The organism is Serratia sp. J2 (assembly GCF_046269175.1).
Lineage (GTDB): Bacteria > Pseudomonadota > Gammaproteobacteria > Enterobacterales > Enterobacteriaceae > Chania > Chania fonticola_C.
Map to the genome: position 1 here is coordinate 104820 of NZ_JBKABN010000003.1, position 20688 is coordinate 125507.

14 protein-coding genes are annotated in these 20688 nt (G+C 57.0%); 10 read left to right on the forward strand and 4 right to left on the reverse strand.

The genetic code is table 11. The features are described 5' to 3' along the window. Nucleotides 1-8 precede the first annotated feature (8 nt). Nucleotides 9-3350: a diguanylate cyclase gene (locus ACKWMY_RS04090; RefSeq protein ID WP_409485935.1), complete on the forward strand. Its 3342-nt coding sequence runs from the start codon at nt 9-11 to the stop codon at nt 3348-3350. Here ACKWMY_RS04090 and alkA read toward each other — a convergent pair. Then, entirely contained in the window at nt 3318-4826 is a 1509-nt protein-coding gene (alkA, locus tag ACKWMY_RS04095; protein ID WP_211134940.1) for a DNA-3-methyladenine glycosylase 2, read from the reverse strand. The genes ACKWMY_RS04090 and alkA overlap by 33 nt on opposite strands. 185 nt (nt 4827-5011) lie before the next feature. On the opposite strand from alkA, the gene yegD reads away from it, so the two are divergent. Continuing rightward, nucleotides 5012-6364 (forward strand): molecular chaperone, encoded by a 1353-nt coding sequence (yegD, locus tag ACKWMY_RS04100; protein ID WP_409485936.1) that lies wholly within the window; start codon nt 5012-5014, stop codon nt 6362-6364. Between the two features lie 40 nt (nt 6365-6404). Continuing rightward, complete coding sequence (locus ACKWMY_RS04105; protein WP_029710745.1) at nt 6405-6950, forward strand: GNAT family N-acetyltransferase; 546 nt, start codon at nt 6405-6407, stop codon at nt 6948-6950. A gap of 42 nt (nt 6951-6992) precedes the next feature. Here the strand turns inward: ACKWMY_RS04105 and ACKWMY_RS04110 are convergent, their stop codons facing one another. Further along, the gene (locus ACKWMY_RS04110; protein ID WP_074029405.1) at nt 6993-7946 is read right to left on the reverse strand and encodes an aldo/keto reductase; all 954 of its coding nucleotides are present in this window, start codon (nt 7944-7946) and stop codon (nt 6993-6995) included. A gap of 272 nt (nt 7947-8218) precedes the next feature. Here ACKWMY_RS04110 and ACKWMY_RS04115 point away from each other — a divergent pair, with 272 nt between their 5' ends. Genes ACKWMY_RS04115 through baeR form a run of 6 tightly spaced genes read left to right on the forward strand, consistent with a single transcriptional unit; the run spans nt 8219 to nt 19248 of the window. Continuing rightward, complete coding sequence (locus ACKWMY_RS04115) at nt 8219-9481, forward strand: MdtA/MuxA family multidrug efflux RND transporter periplasmic adaptor subunit (protein ID WP_409485937.1); 1263 nt, start codon at nt 8219-8221, stop codon at nt 9479-9481. Continuing rightward, nucleotides 9481-12600, forward strand: coding sequence for an MdtB/MuxB family multidrug efflux RND transporter permease subunit (locus ACKWMY_RS04120; RefSeq protein ID WP_199063006.1), 3120 nt, complete (start codon nt 9481-9483; stop codon nt 12598-12600). The genes ACKWMY_RS04115 and ACKWMY_RS04120 overlap by 1 nt, the downstream gene beginning before the upstream one ends. After that, nucleotides 12597-15677 (forward strand): multidrug efflux RND transporter permease subunit MdtC, encoded by a 3081-nt coding sequence (mdtC, locus tag ACKWMY_RS04125; protein ID WP_409485938.1) that lies wholly within the window; start codon nt 12597-12599, stop codon nt 15675-15677. The genes ACKWMY_RS04120 and mdtC overlap by 4 nt, the downstream gene beginning before the upstream one ends. 29 nt (nt 15678-15706) lie before the next feature. Continuing rightward, nucleotides 15707-17152: an MFS transporter gene (locus ACKWMY_RS04130; protein WP_024527038.1), complete on the forward strand. Its 1446-nt coding sequence runs from the start codon at nt 15707-15709 to the stop codon at nt 17150-17152. Then, entirely contained in the window at nt 17149-18519 is a 1371-nt protein-coding gene (gene baeS / locus ACKWMY_RS04135) for a two-component system sensor histidine kinase BaeS (RefSeq protein WP_024527037.1), read from the forward strand. The genes ACKWMY_RS04130 and baeS overlap by 4 nt, the downstream gene beginning before the upstream one ends. Before the next feature lie 12 nt (nt 18520-18531). Continuing rightward, nucleotides 18532-19248: a two-component system response regulator BaeR gene (baeR, locus tag ACKWMY_RS04140; protein WP_065686567.1), complete on the forward strand. Its 717-nt coding sequence runs from the start codon at nt 18532-18534 to the stop codon at nt 19246-19248. A gap of 3 nt (nt 19249-19251) precedes the next feature. On the opposite strand, the gene ACKWMY_RS04145 is transcribed toward baeR, so the two are convergent. Then, complete coding sequence (locus ACKWMY_RS04145) at nt 19252-19641, reverse strand: type II toxin-antitoxin system VapC family toxin (RefSeq protein WP_024527035.1); 390 nt, start codon at nt 19639-19641, stop codon at nt 19252-19254. Between the two features lie 6 nt (nt 19642-19647). After that, nucleotides 19648-19908: an antitoxin gene (locus ACKWMY_RS04150; RefSeq protein WP_024527034.1), complete on the reverse strand. Its 261-nt coding sequence runs from the start codon at nt 19906-19908 to the stop codon at nt 19648-19650. 345 nt (nt 19909-20253) lie between these two features. Between ACKWMY_RS04150 and ACKWMY_RS04155 the strand changes: the two genes are divergently transcribed. Next, nucleotides 20254-20592 carry a YegP family protein gene (locus tag ACKWMY_RS04155; protein WP_024527033.1) on the forward strand — a complete coding sequence of 113 codons (339 nt, stop codon included), beginning with the start codon at nt 20254-20256 and terminating at the stop codon, nt 20590-20592. The last annotated feature ends 96 nt before the right edge of the window (nt 20593-20688 follow it).

Below are 20688 nucleotides of genomic sequence, written 5' to 3' on the forward strand. Positions count from 1 at the left end.
GGTTACCGATGGATCTCAGCGCAGCGCAGCACCCACTCAAGGCTAAAGGTGCCTTGTTCACCCACTCGTTGCTGAGCGCACTGATTGTGTTTCTGCTGGCCTACCTGTGCCTGACGCTGTCAGCAGAATCCAGCCACTTTACCCCGCTGTGGTTCCCGACTGCCGCCGTTATTATGCTGATGTTCCACCAACCACCACGCAATTGGCCGTTGCACTTGATCTTCAGCGGGATCGGCATGTGTATTGCCAGTTTCGTGCTGTTCGGCCTCAGTTGGTTCCCGGTCAAGCTCACACTGATCAACCTGCTGGAAGCCACCGTCTGTACCCTGCTATTACGGCGAATACTGCAGCCGAACGATCCGTTAAACGACTTGGCAAGCTGGTTGAAATTTGTTTTCTGCGCCGTGATCTTCATGCCTATGTTCAGCGCACTACTGGCGGCCACAGTAGCGCCAGAACCGGGGGAAACCTTTTGGCAGCCCTTCAGCACCTGGTTTATTTCCGAAGCGATTGGCGTACTGGCTCTGGCGCCGATCGGGCTGGTTTATCGCCGCTCAATGTTAAGAACGCTAAACCTGTTTGAACTGCTGCTGGTATCGCTGGGGACACTGGTCTTCAGCTATCTGGCGCTGCTCAACCTCCCCTTCCCATTTACCTTTATCATCCTGCCGTTGCTGTGGGCAGCGATCAGCCTACCGCGGCTCGAAGCCTTTATCATCTGTTTTACCACGACCCTGATGATTACGGTGATGATCTCGCTAGGGCTGTTGCATTATCAGGATAGGGGAGCGTTTTTAAGCGATGTGACAATCTACCTGCCGCTGATGTTGATCCTGATCCCGGCCCATGCCATGGCGATGGTGATGCATGCCTTCCGGGTAGAAAAAGAGCATATCGTGGAAAGCGAAGCGCGTTTCCGTAATGCGTTGGAGTATTCGGCTATCGGCATGGCGCTGGTGTCACCTGAAGGGAAATGGTTACAGGTCAATCAGGCGCTGTGCAAACTGCTGCGCTATCCCCCAGAAACCCTGCGCCGCCTGACGTTTCAAGAAATTACCCATCCCGATGATTTAAATGCCGATCTGACACAGTTACAAGACCTGCTTGATGGCCACATCAGCAGCTACACCATGGAAAAACGCTATATCCGCAGCGACGGAGAGAGCGTCTGGACACTGCTGGCGGTATCCTTGGTGCGCGATCCGCAGGGCCAACCGCTGTACTTTATTTCCCAAGTAGAAGATATCAACGAACTAAAACGTACCGAAGCGGAGAACCGCAGCCTGATGGAACGCATAACGCTAGCCAATCAGGCCGGCGGGATCGGCGTGTGGGAATGGATGTTGCCCGGAGATAAACTCACCTGGGACAAACGAATGTTCGAGCTGTACGAACTGACGCCGGATCAAAACCCCACCTTGGCACTGTGGAGTTCTTTGATGCTGGAGGAGGATCGTGAACGCATTGAGCGGCAAATGGCAACACTCACAGACCGCCACCAGCCGTTTGTGATGGAGTTCCGCATCAAGACCCGCCTGGGGGGAATTCGTCATATTCGCGCCCAGGGTAATACCATTTTCGATGAACACGGCGAGCCAAAGCGGATGATCGGTACCCATATCGACATGACGGAAATCAAATCGCTGACCGAAGCGCTGCACGAAGAGAAGGAACGTTTGCACATTACGCTCGACGCCATTGGCGAAGGGGTGATTTCCACCGACCGCGACATGCGTATCACCTTTATGAACCCGGTAGCTGAACAAATGTGCGGATGGCCGCTGGAGATGGCGCTCGGTATGCCGATCAACGGCGTAGTGCGGATGACCAACGGCCAGGATGGCCCAGAGATAGAAAATCCGGTGCAAAACTGTCTGCATGAGGGGCCCCCCCTGCCAGCAGAATACGCTCTGGTACTGCATAGCCGTGACGGACGCCGCTTCGACGTACAGGAATCGGTGTCGCCGCTAAAAACCATCGAGGGCGAGGTGATGGGGGCAGTGATGGTGTTGCAGGACGTCAGCGCCTCGCGGGAACTGATGAAAAAGCTCAGCTATAACGCCTCACACGATGCGCTGACCAACCTGAAAAACCGCACCAGCTTCGAAAAGAGGCTGAAGGGTGCCATTGCCAGCGCGGCCGAACACCAGCAACAGCACTCGCTGGTATTCCTCGATCTCGACAGGTTCAAGGCGGTTAACGATAGCGCCGGACACGCGGCAGGCGATGCCTTGCTCAGGGAGATTGGCCAACTGATGCAACGCCAACTGCGTAACAGCGACTGCCTGGCGCGGCTCGGTGGCGACGAATTTGGCCTGATCCTGTTCGACTGTTCGTTGGAGCAGGCCAAGCTGCTGATGCAGCAGATGATCGAGCAGGTCGGCGAACATTCATTCTGCTGGGCAGGCAAGGTTTATCATGTCGGCGCCAGCGCTGGTATTACCCAAATCGGGGCCACCAGCGGCAAGAGCAGCGAGCTATTGGCACAGGCCGATATCGCCTGTTATACCGCCAAGCACCATGGCCGCGGTCAGGTTTATATTTATGAAGCCCGGCAAAAACAACAGATGGAGCGCCAGCATGAGCTGCTAACGCGCCAGGAAGTGCTGAATATTATCGATGATCAGCAATTGCTGTTACACGTCAGGGCTGCCTCACCGCCTAAAACGCCGCAGGCGGTCTGTTTCTATCAGTTAAAGCTGCACGTTAACCCACCCGACGATCGCCTGCTGGCCTCAGGGTCCTTCCTTGCCGCCGCCCAGCTCTACGGCATGCTGCCGGATGTCGATCGCTGGATGGTAAGCCAGGTACTGGAAAGACACGCCGAGGCTCTGCGCCGCAAGGGGCTGGCCATTGCGCTGCCATTGGCCACAGACAGCGTGCTGGATCTTGATTTTCAACATTATTTGCTGGAGTTACTGGCAGCTTCCGTGCTGCCGGCCAGCGCACTGTATCTGATGGTGGATGAGACCATTGTGCTCGATCACCCAGAGGATGGCGGTGCCTTTATCCGCCGTTTGCAGCAGATGGGCTGCAAGCTGATCGTCAATGGTTTTGGCCGCAACCTGAACGCCTTCGATCAGTTAAACGGCCAGACTATCGATTACATCCGCATCGACGAGCGTTTTATCACCGACGTCCACTGCAACCAAATGGATGAGCTGATGGTTTCGATGATCCATGGTGCCGCGCATCGTATTAATACCCAAACTCTGGCCGGCCCCGCACATCAGCAAGTTACGCTAAGTGCGCTGACTGCCATCGGGGTCGATCTGGTAGACGGTGACACCGTTGCACTGGAACTACCGCTGAGCGATTTACTCAGCGGCGGCTACTTCGGTATTCACTGAAGGTGCCCAACGATCGTTATGCCACAGATGCAAGGTGGCGTAAGAACGCCAAGGTCGCCAGCGTTCAGCATAGTGCTCAATCTGGCGTGGCGTCATGCCGGGGAAACGCTGTTTGATCAGATAGTCTCCCGCCAGAAAAACGTCCGGCCATGACCAGGCCCGCATAGCAATATAGCTGGCAGTCCAACTGCCTATCCCCGGCAGTGCGGTTAACTCTTTGATACCCTGGTCGATATCCAGCACGTTATCCAGTTGCAAACGCCCTTCTGTCACCCTGCGCGCAATTTCAATCAGCGCCGCCGCACGCTTCAGTTGTACGCCCAATGGGCGCAGATCTTCCGGTTGCAGCTGGGCAATCCGCGCCGCCTGCGGAAAAATATGAGTGATATCGCCATACGGTTGCTCCAGCACCGTTCCCCAGCGTTCGGCCATCCGTCCGGCAAAGGTAGCCGCCATCTTGACGCTGACCAACTGCCCCAACACCGCACGCGTAGCCTGCTCAAAGCTGCTGACGCAGCCTGGCAAACGTAAACCGGGCGCATCCGCCGCTAACGCGCCTAACGCCTCGCAAATACGGTCCGGCGCGGCATCCAGATCGAACAGTTGGCGAATACGCCGCAGGACTTCGGTCGTCACTCGGCTGAGCGATGGGGCAATTTCCACCCGCACCCGGTTGCGCGCCTCTTCTGGCTGGACGCTCACCCAACCGCAATATTCGACGCCCCCCTGATCCACCGCGATCGAACGGCAGTATTGTTGCCCGACAACGCTTTCCACGCCGCTTACTGCACGCGCCTGTAAGAACCCCAGCATACGCGGCCAATCGTAAGGTGGTCGATACCCCAGATGAAACACCAGCCCGCTGGAGGCGGCACGCTCACTTCGGCCAGCAGTGCTACGCAATACCGAAGGGATCAGGCGATAACGGGCTTTAAACAGCTCATTGAAACGCCGCAGGCTGCCAAACCCTGCGGCAAACGCCACCTCGCTCAGGGGCAAATCGGTATCCGCCAGCAGCCGTTTGGCCTGCAACAGACGGTGCGACTGGGCGTAATCAATGGGGGAAGCGCCGAACTGCTCGGCAAAAATGCGCCGCAGATGGCGATCGGAAATCCCCAGGCGGGTAGCCAGTTGTTCACAGCTGTGCTCTGAAAGATAGCCCTGCTCGATCAGTTGAACCGCAACCTGAGCATAGCGATTGCCCAGATCGATCAGCGCCAGCCCTGGAGCCAATTCAGGGCGGCATTTCAGGCAGGGGCGAAAACCGGCCAGTTCAGCGGCGGCAGCGCTAGGGTAAAACGTACAATTTTCGATTTTTGGCGTGCGGGCGCTACATACCGGCCTGCAATAGATACCGGTGGAGGAGACACCGACAAAAAATCGTCCGTCAAACTTACGGTCACGCGCACTCAGCGCGCTATACAGCGCCTGTTGTTGATTCTTCATGGCATCGCTCGGAGTCAGTTTTTTGTTCATTATGGCGTTCGGACCTGTGGCTGACGTGCGGGAATCGGACATTAACCTGTTTGATATCGCTGCCATCAAGTTAACCATGCCGCCGCGATTGCCGCTAAATTTTTCGCCAGTTAGCCGCCCACTCGTTGCTCGGCAGACCAGTCTCGGGTAAAGTCGCCCCCCTTCATCGGCATGGGGAACGAAAAATGTTTATTGGCTTCGATTATGGCACTGCCAACTGTTCTGTCGCCGTTATGCGCGACCAGGGTCCTGAACTACTGACGTTGGAAAACAACGAACCGTATCTCCCTTCGATGCTGTGCGCACCGACGCGTGAGGCGGTGAGTGAGTGCCTGCATCGCCACTGGCAGGTGCCAACCGGCAGTGAGGAAAACCAGCAGTTGCTGCGCCGCGCCATTACCTTCAACCGCGAGGAAGATATCCCGGTCAACGGCGACAGCGTGCTGTTCGGCCTACAGGCGCTGGCTCATTACATCGAAGATCCGGAAGAAGTGTATTTTGTCCGCTCACCGAAATCCTTCCTCGGGGCTAACGGCCTTAAGCCACAGCAGATTGCGCTATTTGAAGATCTGGTGTGCGCCATGATGTTCCACATCAAGCGCCAGGCGGAAGACGTGTTACAAACCGGCATCGATCAGGCCGTCATTGGCCGCCCGATTAACTTCCAGGGCACCGGCGGTGAAGAGGCTAACCAGCAGGCGCAGGGGATTTTGCATCGCGCCGCACAACGGGCCGGTTTCAAAGAGATCGAGTTTCAGTTCGAACCGGTTGCAGCCGGGCTAGACTTTGAAGCGACGCTAAGCGAAGAGAAAACCGTGCTGGTGGTCGATATCGGCGGCGGAACCACCGACTGCTCGGTGCTGCTGATGGGGCCACAATGGCGCGATCGTGCCGATCGCCAGCAGAGCCTGTTGGGGCACAGCGGTTGCCGCGTGGGCGGTAACGATCTGGATATCATGCTGGCGTTCAAACAGTTGATGCCGCTGTTTGGTATGGGCGGTGAAACGGAGAAGGGCATCGCCATGCCTGCATTGCCTTACTGGAACGCGGTAGCGACCAACGATGTCCCGGCCCAAATCGATTTCTACAGCACGGCCAATGGCCGTATGCTGCGCGATCTGATCCGTGAAGCTGCCGAACCCGAGAAGGTGAAACGTCTGTTGAAAGTACATCAGCAGCGCCTGAGCTATCGGCTGGTACGTGCAGCGGAAGAGAGTAAAATCGCGCTATCTGGTCAGGCAAGCATCAGCGCCCAACTGGATTTTGTGCAGCCGGAGCTGGCAGAGATGATCAGCCAGGAGCAGTTGGCCGATGCCATTGCCCAACCTCTGCTGCGTATCCAGGAACAGGTTAGCGCCGCCTTGGCCACCAGCCAAAGCAAGCCGCAGGTCATTTACCTGACCGGTGGTAGCGCACGCTCACCGCTGCTGCGAACCGCTCTGCAACAGCAGTTGCCGGGGATCCCGATCGTCGGTGGCAACGATTTTGGCTCGGTCACCGCCGGGTTGGCACGCTGGGCGCAGACGCTGTTTCGTTGATTAACGTAGGGGCGGCTAACGCCCCTGACAATGGAGCATTATGGCTATCATCGCAGGTGAAACACCCAGATTGCTGCTACGCGGTTGGCAAGATAGCGATCTGCCCGCCTTTGCCGCGCTCAATAGCGACCCTGAGGTGATGAAGTACTTCCCGGCAACGCTAAGCCACGCTGAAAGCGACGCTCAGGCCAATCGCATCCGCCAATTTATACAACAGCACGGCTGGGGGCTGTGGGCCGTCGAGGTGAAGCATCAAGCCGCCTTTATCGGCTTTGTGGGGCTAGCCATTCCTGGCGACGATTTGCCCTGCTCGCCCTGCGTGGAAATTGGCTGGCGGTTGGCGAAGGAGCATTGGGGCCAAGGCTATGCCAGCGAAGCGGCTCATTGCGCGCTGGATATCGCTTTCAATAGGCTGCAGCTGTCAGAAGTCGTGTCCTTTACCGCTGTAATTAATCTCCCTTCCCGCCGAGTGATGGAGCGCATCGGGATGACCTTCAGCGGTGAAACCTTCGAGCATCCCCGTTTACCTCTGGGCCATCCGTTACGCCAGCATGTGTTGTATCGTAAGCTGTCGCCAAACACGTGATGGTGATGATAACTCATTGAATAATATTTGATGTCAGGTGTCTTACCAGGCACTTGCCTCATCCAACGCCTTGATATCCTCGGCAGCCAATTGCAACTGTGTGGCACTCACCAACTCATCCAACTGGGTTAACGAGGTGGCGCTAACGATTGGCGCGGTGATGCTTGGGCGAGCAATCAACCAGGCCAACGAGATCTGTGCGGGCGTGGTCTGGTGCTTCTCTGCCAGCAGATCGAGGGCCGCCAAAATGCGGAAACCGCGCGGATTCAGATAACGCGACACAATGGTGTCTCCACGCTGGCTCTTACCCACATCCTGGGCGCTACGATATTTGCCGGTGAGGAAACCACTGGCCAGTGAGAAGAAGTTGATCACCCCCAACCCCTGTTGCTGCGCCACAGCTTCCAGCGCCTGCTCATAGCCTTCACGGGCATACAGATTGTATTCCGGTTGCAGGGTTTCATAGCGCGCCAGTCCGTTTTGCTCGCTGACTTTCAGCGCTTCCACCAGCCGGTCTGCCTGATAGTTGGAAGCGCCAATGGCTCGCACCTTCCCGGCCTTGATCAGTTCATCGAACGCCGCCAGGGTTTCCGCCAGCGGAGTGTCCTGGTCGTCATCATGAGACTGATAAAGATCGATATAATCGGTTTGCAGGCGGCGCAATGAATCCTCTACGGCCTGACGAATATAGCGTGGCGACAAGCCTTGTTTGCCCTCACCCATCGGTTTTCCCACCTTGGTAGCGATGATCACCTGGTCACGCTTGCCGCTTTTCTTCAGCCAGTTACCGATCACCGTTTCCGATTCACCGCCTTTATTGCCTGGTGCCCAGCTCGAATAGACGTCGGCGGTATCGATAAAATTCAGCTGATTGGCTACCAGCGCATCCAGCAGACTGAAAGACGTGGCCTCGTCTACCGTCCAGCCAAAGACGTTGCCACCAAAGGTCAGTTGCGGAACCTGAATACCTGAACGGCCCAACGGTTGCTTGCTCATGATGTCGCTCCTGAGGGAAAAGAAAAAATTCGCTCTCAATTATTAGCGCGAAAGCGGCTGGAACGCTAAAACGAATCGGTTATATGTCAGAAAATGTCTAGCTAAGCGTTGTTTCGGTTAAATATACATTCTCCGCCGATAAACCTGACGTTTCCTCCATATTTCCTTCATTTTTACACCGTGACGGCTCGCTAAACTAGTATCCTGTAAGGAGTATCACTTTTGGCAACTGATTGCCCGCATGACTGTCTCTGGAGAGAATGCCCAACGCCATGAATACAAAACCCAAACGCCGCTCACTGCTCCTGCGCCTGCTAGCCATAGTTATCGTGGTGCTTGCCGCCATTCTGATCTGGCGTCACTTTAGCGCGCCACAGGCTACCGATGCAGCGCCGGGTGCGCAGCAGGCAGGTGCAGGCCCAGCTGGAGCCGCAGGCAGAGCCGGTGGTAGACGAGGAGCACCGATGTCTCCAGTACAGGCTGCCACCGCCACAGTGCAGAGCGTGCCGCGTTTCCTCTCGGGATTAGGCACCGCCACCGCGGCCAACACCGTGACCGTCACCAGCCGCGTCGATGGTCAATTAATGGCAATCCACTTTACCGAAGGCCAACAGGTCAAGGCAGGAGACCTGCTGGTTGAGATCGACCCGCGCCCTTACGAAGTGCAATTAACTCAGGCTCTGGGGCAATTAGCCAAAGATCAGGCGACCTTGGCCAATGCCAAACGTGACCTCGCCCGTTACCAACAGTTGGCGAAAACCAACCTGGTATCACGCCAAGAGCTGGATACCCAGGAGTCGTTGGTTCGCCAGACCGAAGGGGCCATCAAAGCCGATCAAGGGGCAGTGGACAGTGCCAAACTGCAAATAACCTACAGTAAGATCACCGCGCCGATTGATGGCCGCGTGGGTCTGAAATTGGTTGATGTAGGCAACTACATCGCCAGCGGCAGCACCACCGGCATCGTGGTGATCACCCAAACGCACCCTATCGATGTGGTCTTCACCCTGCCGGAGAGCAATATCGCCGATCTGGTCAAAGCGCAGAAAGCTGGCCCGGTAAGCGTCCAAGCCTGGGATCGTACCAATCAGCAGTTGTTAACCACCGGTGAGTTATTGAGCCTGGATAACCAGATCGATACCGCGACGGGCACCATCAAACTGAAGGCTCGCTTCGACAATCAGGACGACGCGCTGTTCCCGAATCAGTTCGTTAACGCCCGGCTGAAGGTTGCCACCCTGCAAAATGCGGTGGTGATCCCTACCGCCGCGCTGCAAATGGGCAACGAAGGCAACTTCGTCTGGCTGCTGAGCGCAGACAACAAGGTCAGCAAACATCGGGTTACCGCCGGTATTCAGGATAGCCAGCAGGTAGTGATTAGCGCCGGTGTCAATGCGGGCGACCGCGTCGTCACTGACGGGATCGACCGCCTGACCGAAGGCATGCAGGTTGAAGTGGTGGCACCTCATAAAGCGGCGGCCACCCCGAATGCGGAACAACCGAAACGCCGCGCTAAACCTCAGGGGAATTCCTGATGCAGTCGATGTCCCCCCATAGCGGCGGTGGGCCTTCCCGCCTGTTTATTCTTCGCCCGGTAGCCACCACGCTGTTTATGCTGGCTATCATGCTGGCCGGGATCATTGGCTATCGTTCACTGCCAGTTTCTGCCCTGCCGGAAGTGGATTATCCAACCATCCAGATCGTCACGCTCTACCCTGGCGCCAGCCCGGATGTGGTTACTTCGGCAATCACCGCGCCGTTGGAGCGACAGTTCGGCCAGATGTCCGGCCTTAAGCAGATGGCCTCGCAGAGTTCCGGTGGAGCCTCGGTGATCACGCTGCAATTCCAGCTTGAACTGCCGCTGGACGTTGCCGAGCAGGAAGTGCAGGCGGCTATCAATGCCGCCACCAACCTGCTGCCCAACGATCTGCCCTACCCGCCGATTTACAGCAAGGTTAACCCGGCCGATCCACCGATCCTGACGCTGGCCGTCACCTCAACCGCCCTGCCGATGACCCAGGTAGAAGACATGGTGGAAACCCGGGTGGCACAAAAGATTTCGCAGGTCAGCGGGGTCGGTCTGGTCACCATTTCCGGCGGCCAGCGTCCGGCCGTACGGGTGAAGCTCAATGCCACGGCGGTGGCCGCCTATGGGCTGGATAGCGAAACCATTCGCACCGCCATCAGTAACGCCAACGTCAATTCGGCCAAAGGTAGTCTGGACGGCCCGACGCGTTCGGTTACGCTCTCTGCCAACGATCAGATGAAAACCGCTGAGGATTACCGTCAGCTGATTATCGCCTATCAGAACGGCGCAGCCATCCGCCTGCAAGATATCGCCACCATTGAGCAAGGTGCGGAGAACAACCGCCTGGCGGCATGGGCCAATAAAGAGCAGGCCATCGTGCTGAATATTCAGCGCCAGCCGGGTGCCAACGTCATCACCACCGCCGACAGTATTCGCGAGATGCTGCCAGAGCTGATCAAGAGCCTGCCAAAGTCGGTAGATGTGAAGGTGCTGACCGACCGCACCACCACCATCCGGGCCTCGGTCAGCGACGTACAGTTTGAACTGCTGCTGGCGATCGCCCTGGTCATCATGGTGATCTACGTCTTCCTGCGTAACGTACCCGCCACCATTATCCCGAGCGTGGCGGTGCCGCTTTCCCTGGTGGGCACCTTTGCCGTCATGTATTTCCTCGACTTCTCCATCAACAACCTGACGCTGATGGCGCTGACCATCGCCACCGGCTTTGTGGTGGATGACGCCATCGTGGTGATCGAAAATATCTCGCGCTATATCGAAAAAGGTGAAAAACCGCTCGATGCGGCGCTGAAAGGGGCCGGAGAGATCGGCTTTACCATTATCTCGCTGACCTTCTCGCTGGTAGCGGTGCTGATCCCGCTGCTGTTTATGGGCGATATCGTTGGCCGTCTGTTCCGCGAGTTTGCGGTGACGCTGGCAGTGGCGATCCTGATTTCCGCGCTGGTGTCGCTGACGCTGACGCCGATGATGTGCGCCAGGATGCTTAGCCACGAATCGCTGCGTAAGCAAAACCGTTTCTCCCGCGCCTCCGAGCGTTTCTTTGACCGGGTGATCGCCCAATACGGCGTGTGGCTGAAAGTGGTGTTGAACCATCAGTGGCTGACGTTAGGCGTCGTCTTCGGCACCATGGCGCTGACCGTGTTACTGTATGTGCTGATGCCGAAAGGCTTCTTCCCGGTGCAGGATAACGGCATCATTCAGGGTACGCTGGAAGCCCCACAGAGCGTTTCATTCAGCAATATGGCCGAGCGCCAGCAACAGGTGGCCGCCGAAATCCTCAAGGATCCGGCAGTAGAGAGCCTGACGTCCTTTGTCGGTGTGGATGGCAGCAACGCCACGCTCAACAGCGGCCGTTTGCAGATCAACCTTAAACCGCTGAGCGAACGTAGCGATCGCATTCCGGCGATCATTACTCGCCTGCAACAACAAACGGCACAGTTCCCCGGCGTGAAGCTGTATCTGCAACCGGTGCAGGATCTGACTATCGATACGCAGGTGAGCCGCACGCAGTACCAGTTCACCCTCCAGGCAATGTCACTGGATGAACTCAGCCTGTGGGTGCCGAAGTTAATGGCCGAATTGCAGCAGGCGCCACAACTGGCCGAGGTGACCAGCAACTGGCAGGATCAGGGGCTGGTAGCCTATGTGAATGTCGATCGAGACTCGGCCTCGCGCCTTGGCATCACCATGAGCGATGTCGACAGCGCACTGTATAACGCCTTCGGTCAGCGCCTGATCTCGACCATCTACACCCAGGCCAACCAATATCGGGTGGTGCTGGAACATGATGTCTCCACCACTCCAGGGCTTTCCGCGTTAAACGATATCCGCCTGACCAGCAGCAACGGCACCATCGTGCCATTAAGCACCATCGCCAAAATAGAAGAACGCGTTGGCCCGCTGTCGATCAACCATCTCGATCAGTTCCCGTCGGCCACCGTGTCGTTTAACGTGGCCGGTAATTACTCGCTCGGGGAAGCGGTAGAGGCGATCACTCAGGCTGAGAAAGACCTCAATATGCCCAAAGACATCACCACCCAGTTCCAGGGGGCCACGCTGGCATTCCAGGCTGCCCTTGGCAGCACGCTGTGGCTGATCCTGGCGGCGGTGGTAGCAATGTATATCGTGCTGGGCGTGCTGTATGAGAGCTTTATCCACCCAGTGACCATTCTTTCTACTCTGCCCACTGCCGGAGTCGGGGCGCTGCTGGCGCTGATGCTCTCCGGCCATGAACTGGATGTGATCGCCATTATCGGTATCATCTTGCTGATCGGCATCGTGAAAAAGAACGCCATCATGATGATCGACTTTGCGCTGGCCGCCGAACGTGAGCAAGGGATGACGCCATACGACGCCATCTATCAGGCCTGCCTGCTGCGTTTTCGCCCGATCCTGATGACCACGCTGGCCGCGCTGCTGGGGGCATTACCGCTGATGCTGAGTACCGGCGTCGGTGCCGAGCTGCGCCGCCCGCTGGGTGTCTGTATGGTCGGTGGCCTGGTGATGAGCCAGATCCTGACGCTGTTCACCACGCCGGTGATTTACCTGCTGTTTGATAAATTGGCGCGCAATACTCACCGCCAGCCTGATCCGCAGGAGCTACCGTGAAATTCTTTGCCCTGTTTATCTACCGGCCGGTTGCCACAACGCTGTTGACGCTAGCGATCGCCATCGCCGGGGTGATTGGCTTCAGGTTGCTGCCGGTATCGCCGTTGCCGCAGGTGGATTTCCCGGTGATCTCCATCACTGCAACTTTACCGGGTGCCGATCCGGAAACCATGGCCTCCTCGGTGGCTACACCGCTTGAACGGGCCCTGGGCCGGATCGCCGGGGTGAATGAAATGACCTCGACAAGTTCACTTGGCAGCACCAGGGTGATCCTGCAGTTCGATCTCGATCGCGATATCAACGGGGCTGCGCGTGACGTACAGGCAGCGATTAACGCCGCCCAAAGTCTGTTGCCTACCGGGATGCCAAGCCGCCCCACCTATCGCAAGATCAACCCATCCGACGCGCCAATCATGATCCTGACGCTGACTTCGGATACCTACAACCAAGGGCAATTGTATGACTTCGCTTCCACGCAGCTGGCGCAAAAAATTGCCCAGACGGAAGGCGTAGGCGATGTCTCTGTCGGCGGGAGTTCCCTACCTGCGGTACGCGTGGAGCTTAATCCCGGCGCCTTATTCAACCAGGGGATTTCACTGGATGCGGTACGGCAAACCATCGCCAACGCTAACGTACGCCGACCGCAAGGCGCGGTAGATGACCCACAGCAGCGCTGGCAGATCCAGGCCAACGACGAATTGAAAACCGCGGCGGCCTACCAGCCGTTGGTTATTCACTATAACAACGGCGCAGCGGTACGCCTGAGCGACGTGGCCAACGTCATCGATTCTGTCCAGGACGTACGCAACGCCGGGATGACCAACGCCAAGCCTGCCATCATTCTGACCATCAGCCGTGCTCCCGGTGCCAATATCATTCAAACCGTGGATCGTATCCGCGCCGAGTTGCCCGCGTTGCGGGAGAACATCCCCGCCTCGATCGAACTGAGTATTGCCCAGGATCGCTCACCGACGATCCGTGCCTCGCTGGCCGAGGTGGAGCAATCTTTGGTAATAGCCATCGGGCTGGTGATCCTGGTGGTCTTCATCTTCTTGCGCTCTGGCCGCGCAACGCTGATCCCGGCAGTGGCCGTACCGGTTTCCCTGATCGGCTCCTTCGCCGCCATGTACCTGTGCGGCTTCAGCCTGAACAACCTGTCGCTGATGGCGCTGACCATCGCCACCGGCTTTGTGGTCGATGACGCTATCGTGGTGCTGGAAAACATTTCGCGCCACGTCGAGGCCGGGATGAAACCGATCAAAGCCGCCCTGCAAGGGGTGCGAGAGGTCGGCTTCACGGTGCTTTCCATGAGCGTATCGCTGGTGGCGGTGTTTATCCCCTTGCTGTTTATGGCCGGCTTGCCAGGCAGGCTGTTCCGTGAATTTGCCGTGACGCTTTCGGTGTCGATCGGGCTTTCATTGCTGATTTCACTGACGCTGACGCCGATGATGTGCGCCTATCTGCTGCGCTACCAGCCACCGCGCGAACAGCGGCGTCTTCGGGGTTTTGGCCGCATGTTGCTGGGTTTGCAGCAGGGCTATGGCCGCTCGCTCAACTGGGTATTGGGCCATTCCCGCTGGGTAATGGCAGTGTTCCTGGCCACTATTGCCCTCAACGTCTGGCTATACATCAGTATTCCAAAAACCTTCTTCCCCGAGCAGGATACCGGCCGCCTGATGGGCTTTATCCAGGCCGACCAGAGCATTTCATTTCAGGCGATGCGCAGCAAACTGCAAGACTTTATGAAGATCGTGCGGGAGGACAAGGACGTGGATAACGTCACCGGTTTTACCGGCGGTTCACGCACCAACAGCGGCTCGATGTTTATCTCCCTCAAACCGCTGTCGGAACGTACCGATGATGCCCAGAAGGTGATCGCTCGCCTGCGTGCCAAACTGGCGAAAGAACCGGGGGCTAGCCTGTTCTTGATGGCGGTACAGGATATCCGCGTCGGTGGGCGGCAGGCCAACGCCAGCTATCAATACACGCTGTTGGCCGACGATCTTGGCGCTCTGCGCGAATGGGAACCGAAGATCCGCACCGCACTGGCAGCGTTGCCGGAGCTGGCGGACGTCAACTCCGATCAGCAGGACAAAGGCTCGGAAATGGACCTGACCTACGATCGCGAAACCATGTCGCGGCTGGGCATTTCGGTCAACGACGCTAACAACCTGCTCAACAACGCTTTCGGACAGCGCCAGATTTCCACCATCTATCAGCCGCTCAACCAATACAAAGTGGTGATGGAGGTGGCTCCGCCCTATACCCAGGACGTGAGCTCGCTGGACAAAATGTTTGTGATCAACAGCAGCGGCCAGTCGATCCCGCTGTCTTACTTTGCCCAATGGCGGCCAGCTAACGCACCGCTGGCGGTGAACCATCAGGGGCTGTCGGCAGCCTCCACTATCTCATTCAACCTGCCGGACGGTGGCAGCCTGTCCGAGGCGACAGCAGCCATCGAACGGACCATGACGCAATTGGGTGTTCCCTCCACCGTGCGAGGTTCGTTTGCCGGTACCGCACAGGTATTCCAGGAAACGTTGAAATCACAGCTGTTCCTGATCGCTGCGGCCATCGCCACGGTGTATATCGTGCTGGGCATACTGTATGAGAGCTATATCCATCCGCTGACCATCCTGTCTACGCTGCCTTCTGCCGGGGTTGGGGCGTTGCTGGCGCTGGAACTGTTTGACGCACCGTTTAGCCTGATTGCGCTAATCGGTATTATGCTGTTGATTGGTATCGTTAAAAAGAATGCCATTATGATGGTCGACTTTGCCCTGGATGCGCAACGCAACGGCGGGATCAGCGCCCGTGAGGCCATCTTCCAGGCTTGCCTGCTGCGTTTTCGCCCCATCATGATGACGACGTTGGCGGCCCTGTTTGGCGCCTTACCACTGGTTCTGACCAGCGGCGACGGGGCGGAGCTACGACAGCCGCTGGGGATCACCATCGCCGGGGGGCTGCTGATGAGCCAATTGTTGACGCTGTATACCACGCCGGTGATCTATCTGTACTTTGACCGCTTACAGATGAAGTTCCGGCACGGTAAAAAACTGACGCCGCTGCCTCACTGATCGACAGCCACGCGGGAGAGAAAGGACCTATGAGCATCAAACCCAGCGCCCCGCCAGGATCCACCTCGGTGCGATGGCAGCTGTGGATCGTGGCTTTCGGCTTCTTTATGCAGACGCTGGATACCACCATCGTCAATACCGCGTTGCCCTCCATGGCGGCCAGCCTGGGGGAAAACCCGCTACGCATGCAATCGGTGATTGTTTCCTATGTGTTGACGGTCGCAGTAATGCTACCTGCCAGCGGCTGGTTGGCGGATCGGGTAGGCGTCAAACGGGTGTTCTTCAGCGCCATCGTGCTATTCACGCTCGGGTCGATCCTGTGCGCCCGTTCAGAAACCCTGAATGAGTTGGTGGCCTCCCGCGTGATACAGGGCATCGGCGGCGCGATGATGGTGCCGGTCGGCAGGCTGACGGTGATGAAAATCGTCCCGCGTGAACAGTATATGGCGGCGATGACCTTCGTCACCCTACCCGGCCAGATAGGCCCGCTGATGGGGCCTGCTTTAGGGGGCTTTCTGGTGCAATACGCCAGTTGGCACTGGATCTTCCTGATCAATATTCCCGTGGGTATCGCCGGAGCGATTGCCACCGCGCTGCTGATGCCCAATTACACCATGCAGACCCGGCGTTTCGATATCAGCGGCTTTATCATGTTGGCGATCGGCATGGCTACGCTGACGCTGGCACTTGACGGGCATAAAGGCATGGGGCTTTCCTCTGCTACCATCACCGGGCTGGTGGTGATGGGTTGCGCTGCGTTGGCTGGCTACTGGTTGCACGCCAGAGGTAACAGTCGGGCGCTGTTTTCACTACGATTATTCAAGACGGAAACCTACCGCGTTGGTCTGACTGGCAGCCTGTTGGGGCGGATCGGCAGCGGTATGTTGCCCTTTATGACCCCGTTATTTCTCCAGGTGGGCATGGGGTTTTCCCCTTTTCACGCCGGGTTGATGATGATCCCGATGATCATCGGCAGCATGGGCATGAAGCGCATCGTGGTACAGGTGGTTAACCGCTTCGGTTATCGTAATGTGCTGGTGACTGCCACGTTGATGTTGGCGCTGGTCACCCTGAGTTTTCCGCTGGTGGCGATGCTGGGCTGGGTTTATCTGCTGCCGGTGGTGCTGTTCTTCCAGGGCATGGTTAACTCCCTGCGTTTTTCCGCCATGAATACCCTGACGCTGAAAGATCTGCCCGATCGGTTGGCCAGCAGCGGCAACAGCTTGCTGTCGATGGTGATGCAGCTTTCCATGAGCCTGGGCGTCAGCATTGCCGGGATCCTGATTGGCAGCTTCGCGCATCATCAGGTGGTGGCCGATAGCCCGGCTATCCACAACGCCTTTATCTACAGCTATGGCTGCATGGCACTGATTATTGCCCTACCGGCGCTGGCTTTCGCCCGCGTACCGACCGACATCGCCCCCAACCGTACGTTGACCAAAGAGCCGGGCACCGGCTCCACGAGGACACAATGAGAATTGGCATTACCGGTAAGCTGTTTATGGCGATCTTCGCCACCTGCATGTTGGTGTTGATCACCATGCACTGGGGCGTACGCGTCAGCTTTGAACGGGGTTTTATCGATTATATCAAGCACAGCAATGAGCAACGCATCAGCATGCTCGGCGACGCGTTGGAAGATCAATATCGTCGCCATGGCAACTGGGAGTTTCTGCGTAACAACGATCAGGTGGTGTATCAGATCATGCGTTCGTTTGAGCAGAACAGCGACAGCAGCCACAATCTCCCCCCCAAGGGCTGGCGCACCCAATTCTGGGTGGTAGATAGCCAGTATAACCGGCTGGTGGGTCATTCCGGCCCGATCCCTAAAGAAAGTACCCGCCACCCGATTCATTACAACAATCAGATCGTCGGTTGGGTAGTGGCTACACCGCCAGAAAAACTGACACGCAATGCGGACATCAACTTCGATCGCCAGCAGCGGCGCACCAGTTGGATGATCGTTGGGCTATCCACCTTGTTGGCGGCGGCAGTGACCTGGCTGATGTCGCGCGGCCTGCTGGCACCGGTTAAACGCCTGGTCGCCGGTACCCATCGGCTGGCGGCGGGTGATTTCAGCGCTCGGGTAGCGGTCAGCAGCCAAGATGAGCTGGGCCGACTGGCGCAGGACTTTAACCAGCTTGCCACCTCGCTGGAAAAGAACGAGCAAATGCGGCGGGCGTTAATGGCGGATGTTTCCCACGAGCTGCGTACCCCACTGGCGGTACTGCGTGGCGAGTTGGAGGCGCTGCAAGACGGCGTTCGCCAACCCACACCGGCTTCGCTCAGTTCGCTACAGGCGGAGGTCTCAACCCTCACCAAATTGGTGGACGATCTGCACCAGTTATCACTCTCCGATCTCGGTGCCCTCGCCTACCGTAAATTGCCGGTGGATTGTGTGCATCTGGTGCAGATCGCAGTGGCGGCCTTCCGTGAACGTTTTCATGCCAAACAGTTGGAGATCGTCACCAACCTGCCGGAACAGATGCCACTGTTCGGCGATCCTGACCGACTGCTCCAGTTATTCAACAACCTGTTGGAAAACAGCCAACGCTATACCGATGCCGGTGGTCGGCTGGAGATTGGTATCGAACGCCTGCCGGGAACGGTGCGGATTTACTGGCAGGACAGCGCCCCAGGAGTGAACGACGAGCAGTTGGCTCTCATCTTCGAACGTTTTTATCGCACTGAAGGTTCGCGGAACCGCGCCAGCGGCGGTTCGGGGCTAGGGCTCTCCATCTGTCAGAACATTGTGGAGGCACACGGCGGCGAGATCCGTGCACAACACTCGCCTTTAGGCGGCGTGCGCATTACAGTAGATTTCCCCATCTCTGGTGAATAATAAGGTTGTTTGATGGAAAACCAAAATCAGCCACTACAGATCATGATTGTGGAAGATGAACCCAAGCTGGGCCAGCTGTTGGTCGATTATCTGCAGGCGGCTGGCTACGCCACCCGCTGGCTGAGCAACGGCAGCGAGGTGATCCCGGCGGTGCATGAGCAGCCACCGGCGCTTATTTTGCTGGATTTGATGCTGCCAGGCTGCGATGGCTTAACCATTTGCCGTGAGCTACGGCGCTTTACCGACATCCCCGTCATCATGGTGACCGCCAAAATCGAGGAGATCGACCGGCTGCTGGGATTGGAGATCGGGGCGGATGACTACATCTGCAAACCTTACAGCCCGCGCGAAGTGGTTGCCAGGGTGAAAACCATCTTGCGCCGTTGCTATCGGCCCCAGGAACATAGCGATGATGATTCACTGTTGCATATTGATGAGCCGCGCTTTCAGGCCAGCTATCAGGGCCATATCCTGGATCTGACACCGGCGGAGTTCCGCCTGCTGAAAACCCTGGCCTGCCAGCCGGGCAACGTGTTTTCCCGCGAACAACTGCTGAACAATCTGTATGACGATTACCGAGTGGTGACCGATCGCACCATCGATAGCCATATCAAGAATCTGCGCCGCAAGCTGGAGCTGATCGACGGCGACAAGGCGTTTATCCGTTCGGTTTACGGGGTGGGCTACCGCTGGGAAGCCGAACAGTGCCGGTTGGTCAATGGGTTGTGACACTTACTGCGTCCAGTCTTCCACCTCAAGCTCCGCGACCATAGTGAAAGCCCGATCGCTAGTCACTATGGTTGCACCACGGCTTACCGCATGTGCGGCAATCAGCTGATCCAGCGCCCCCAGCGGTCTGCCTTGTTTTTCCATGCTTGCGCGCATGACTCCATAGCAATGTGCCGCCGCAGAGTCCCAGGAGTAAACGGTGACGGCGTCCAGGAACATCATCACCGTCTGTTTTAGCGCCTTGTTCTGCCGCTTGGCTACGCCATAAAGCAGTTCCGCCTGGGTGATGCTGGAAATGCACACCGACGATGGCGGTACCCGCTCCATCGCCGCAAGCAGCCGGGGATGTTGACGAAAAAGCAGGCTTACCGTGTTAGTGTCGAACATATACATGACTGACTATTTCTCCTTGAACGGATCCCGCTCTGCGGGCCCTTGCTGGCGATCGTCAGCAGTCAGGAAGTCATCAGGAACCCCTGCACTTTGCAGCATGGTCAACAGCGGTTGCCAGGAGTCCAATTTCATTGGGTGTTTCGACAAGATCACGTTGCCCTGTTCATCCCGGCGAATATAAACCTGATCGACATCGAATTCGAATTCCACTGGCAATCTCACCGCCTGATTTCTACCGTTTTTAAAAAGCTTGGCGACCCTTTCCATATTGCACCTCCTCACGCTGGCATAGGCCAAAGCATATGCCTATTCTGAGTGGATGCCAAGGCCAAGCTGCCTGTTTTTCATTCACATAAGGAATGCGGATATCAGCCACCCTATCCTCTCAACGTAGCAAAATCATCTGCCGTCGAACGTTTTGTGCCAACGATGCGAACCGTTACGCAATCGCCAATGCAACCAGGGCAACCGACCCCCAGCCCAACCTGGCCATGGACACAAAAAGCCACCCATTTCTGTGCTCTGATACGCATTACTTCACCGTTAAAAAAACGCTTGCTGAGACATTAGCTACACTTATCTCACTTATTGGCACTAATCAGGAGCAGGACCATGGCAAGTGGACATTATGAGCTGACAAAATCGAGCAACGGGCAGTATCACTTCAACCTGAAGGCCAGCAATGGCGAGATCATTCTCTCCAGCGAGATGTATGCCAGCAAAGCCTCGGCGGAAAACGGAATTGCCTCCGTGCAAACCAATTCGCCTAATGAGGCGCAGTTTGAAGTGAAAGTCAGCAGCAACAACAAACCCTATTTCGTGCTGAAAGCCAAAAACCATCAGGTGATTGGCACCAGCCAGATGTACAGCTCGGATAGCGCAGCGAAAAGCGGGATTCAGTCGGTGATCAAGAATGGCCCTACAACAGATGTACGTGATTTAAGCGTATAAATCTCATCAGGCCTGCGCGCGGTATCCGCTACCGCGCGGTTTCTCTGATGATGAAGATCAATCTCCCTTTAAAATTTCCGGTTAATTGCTGATTTC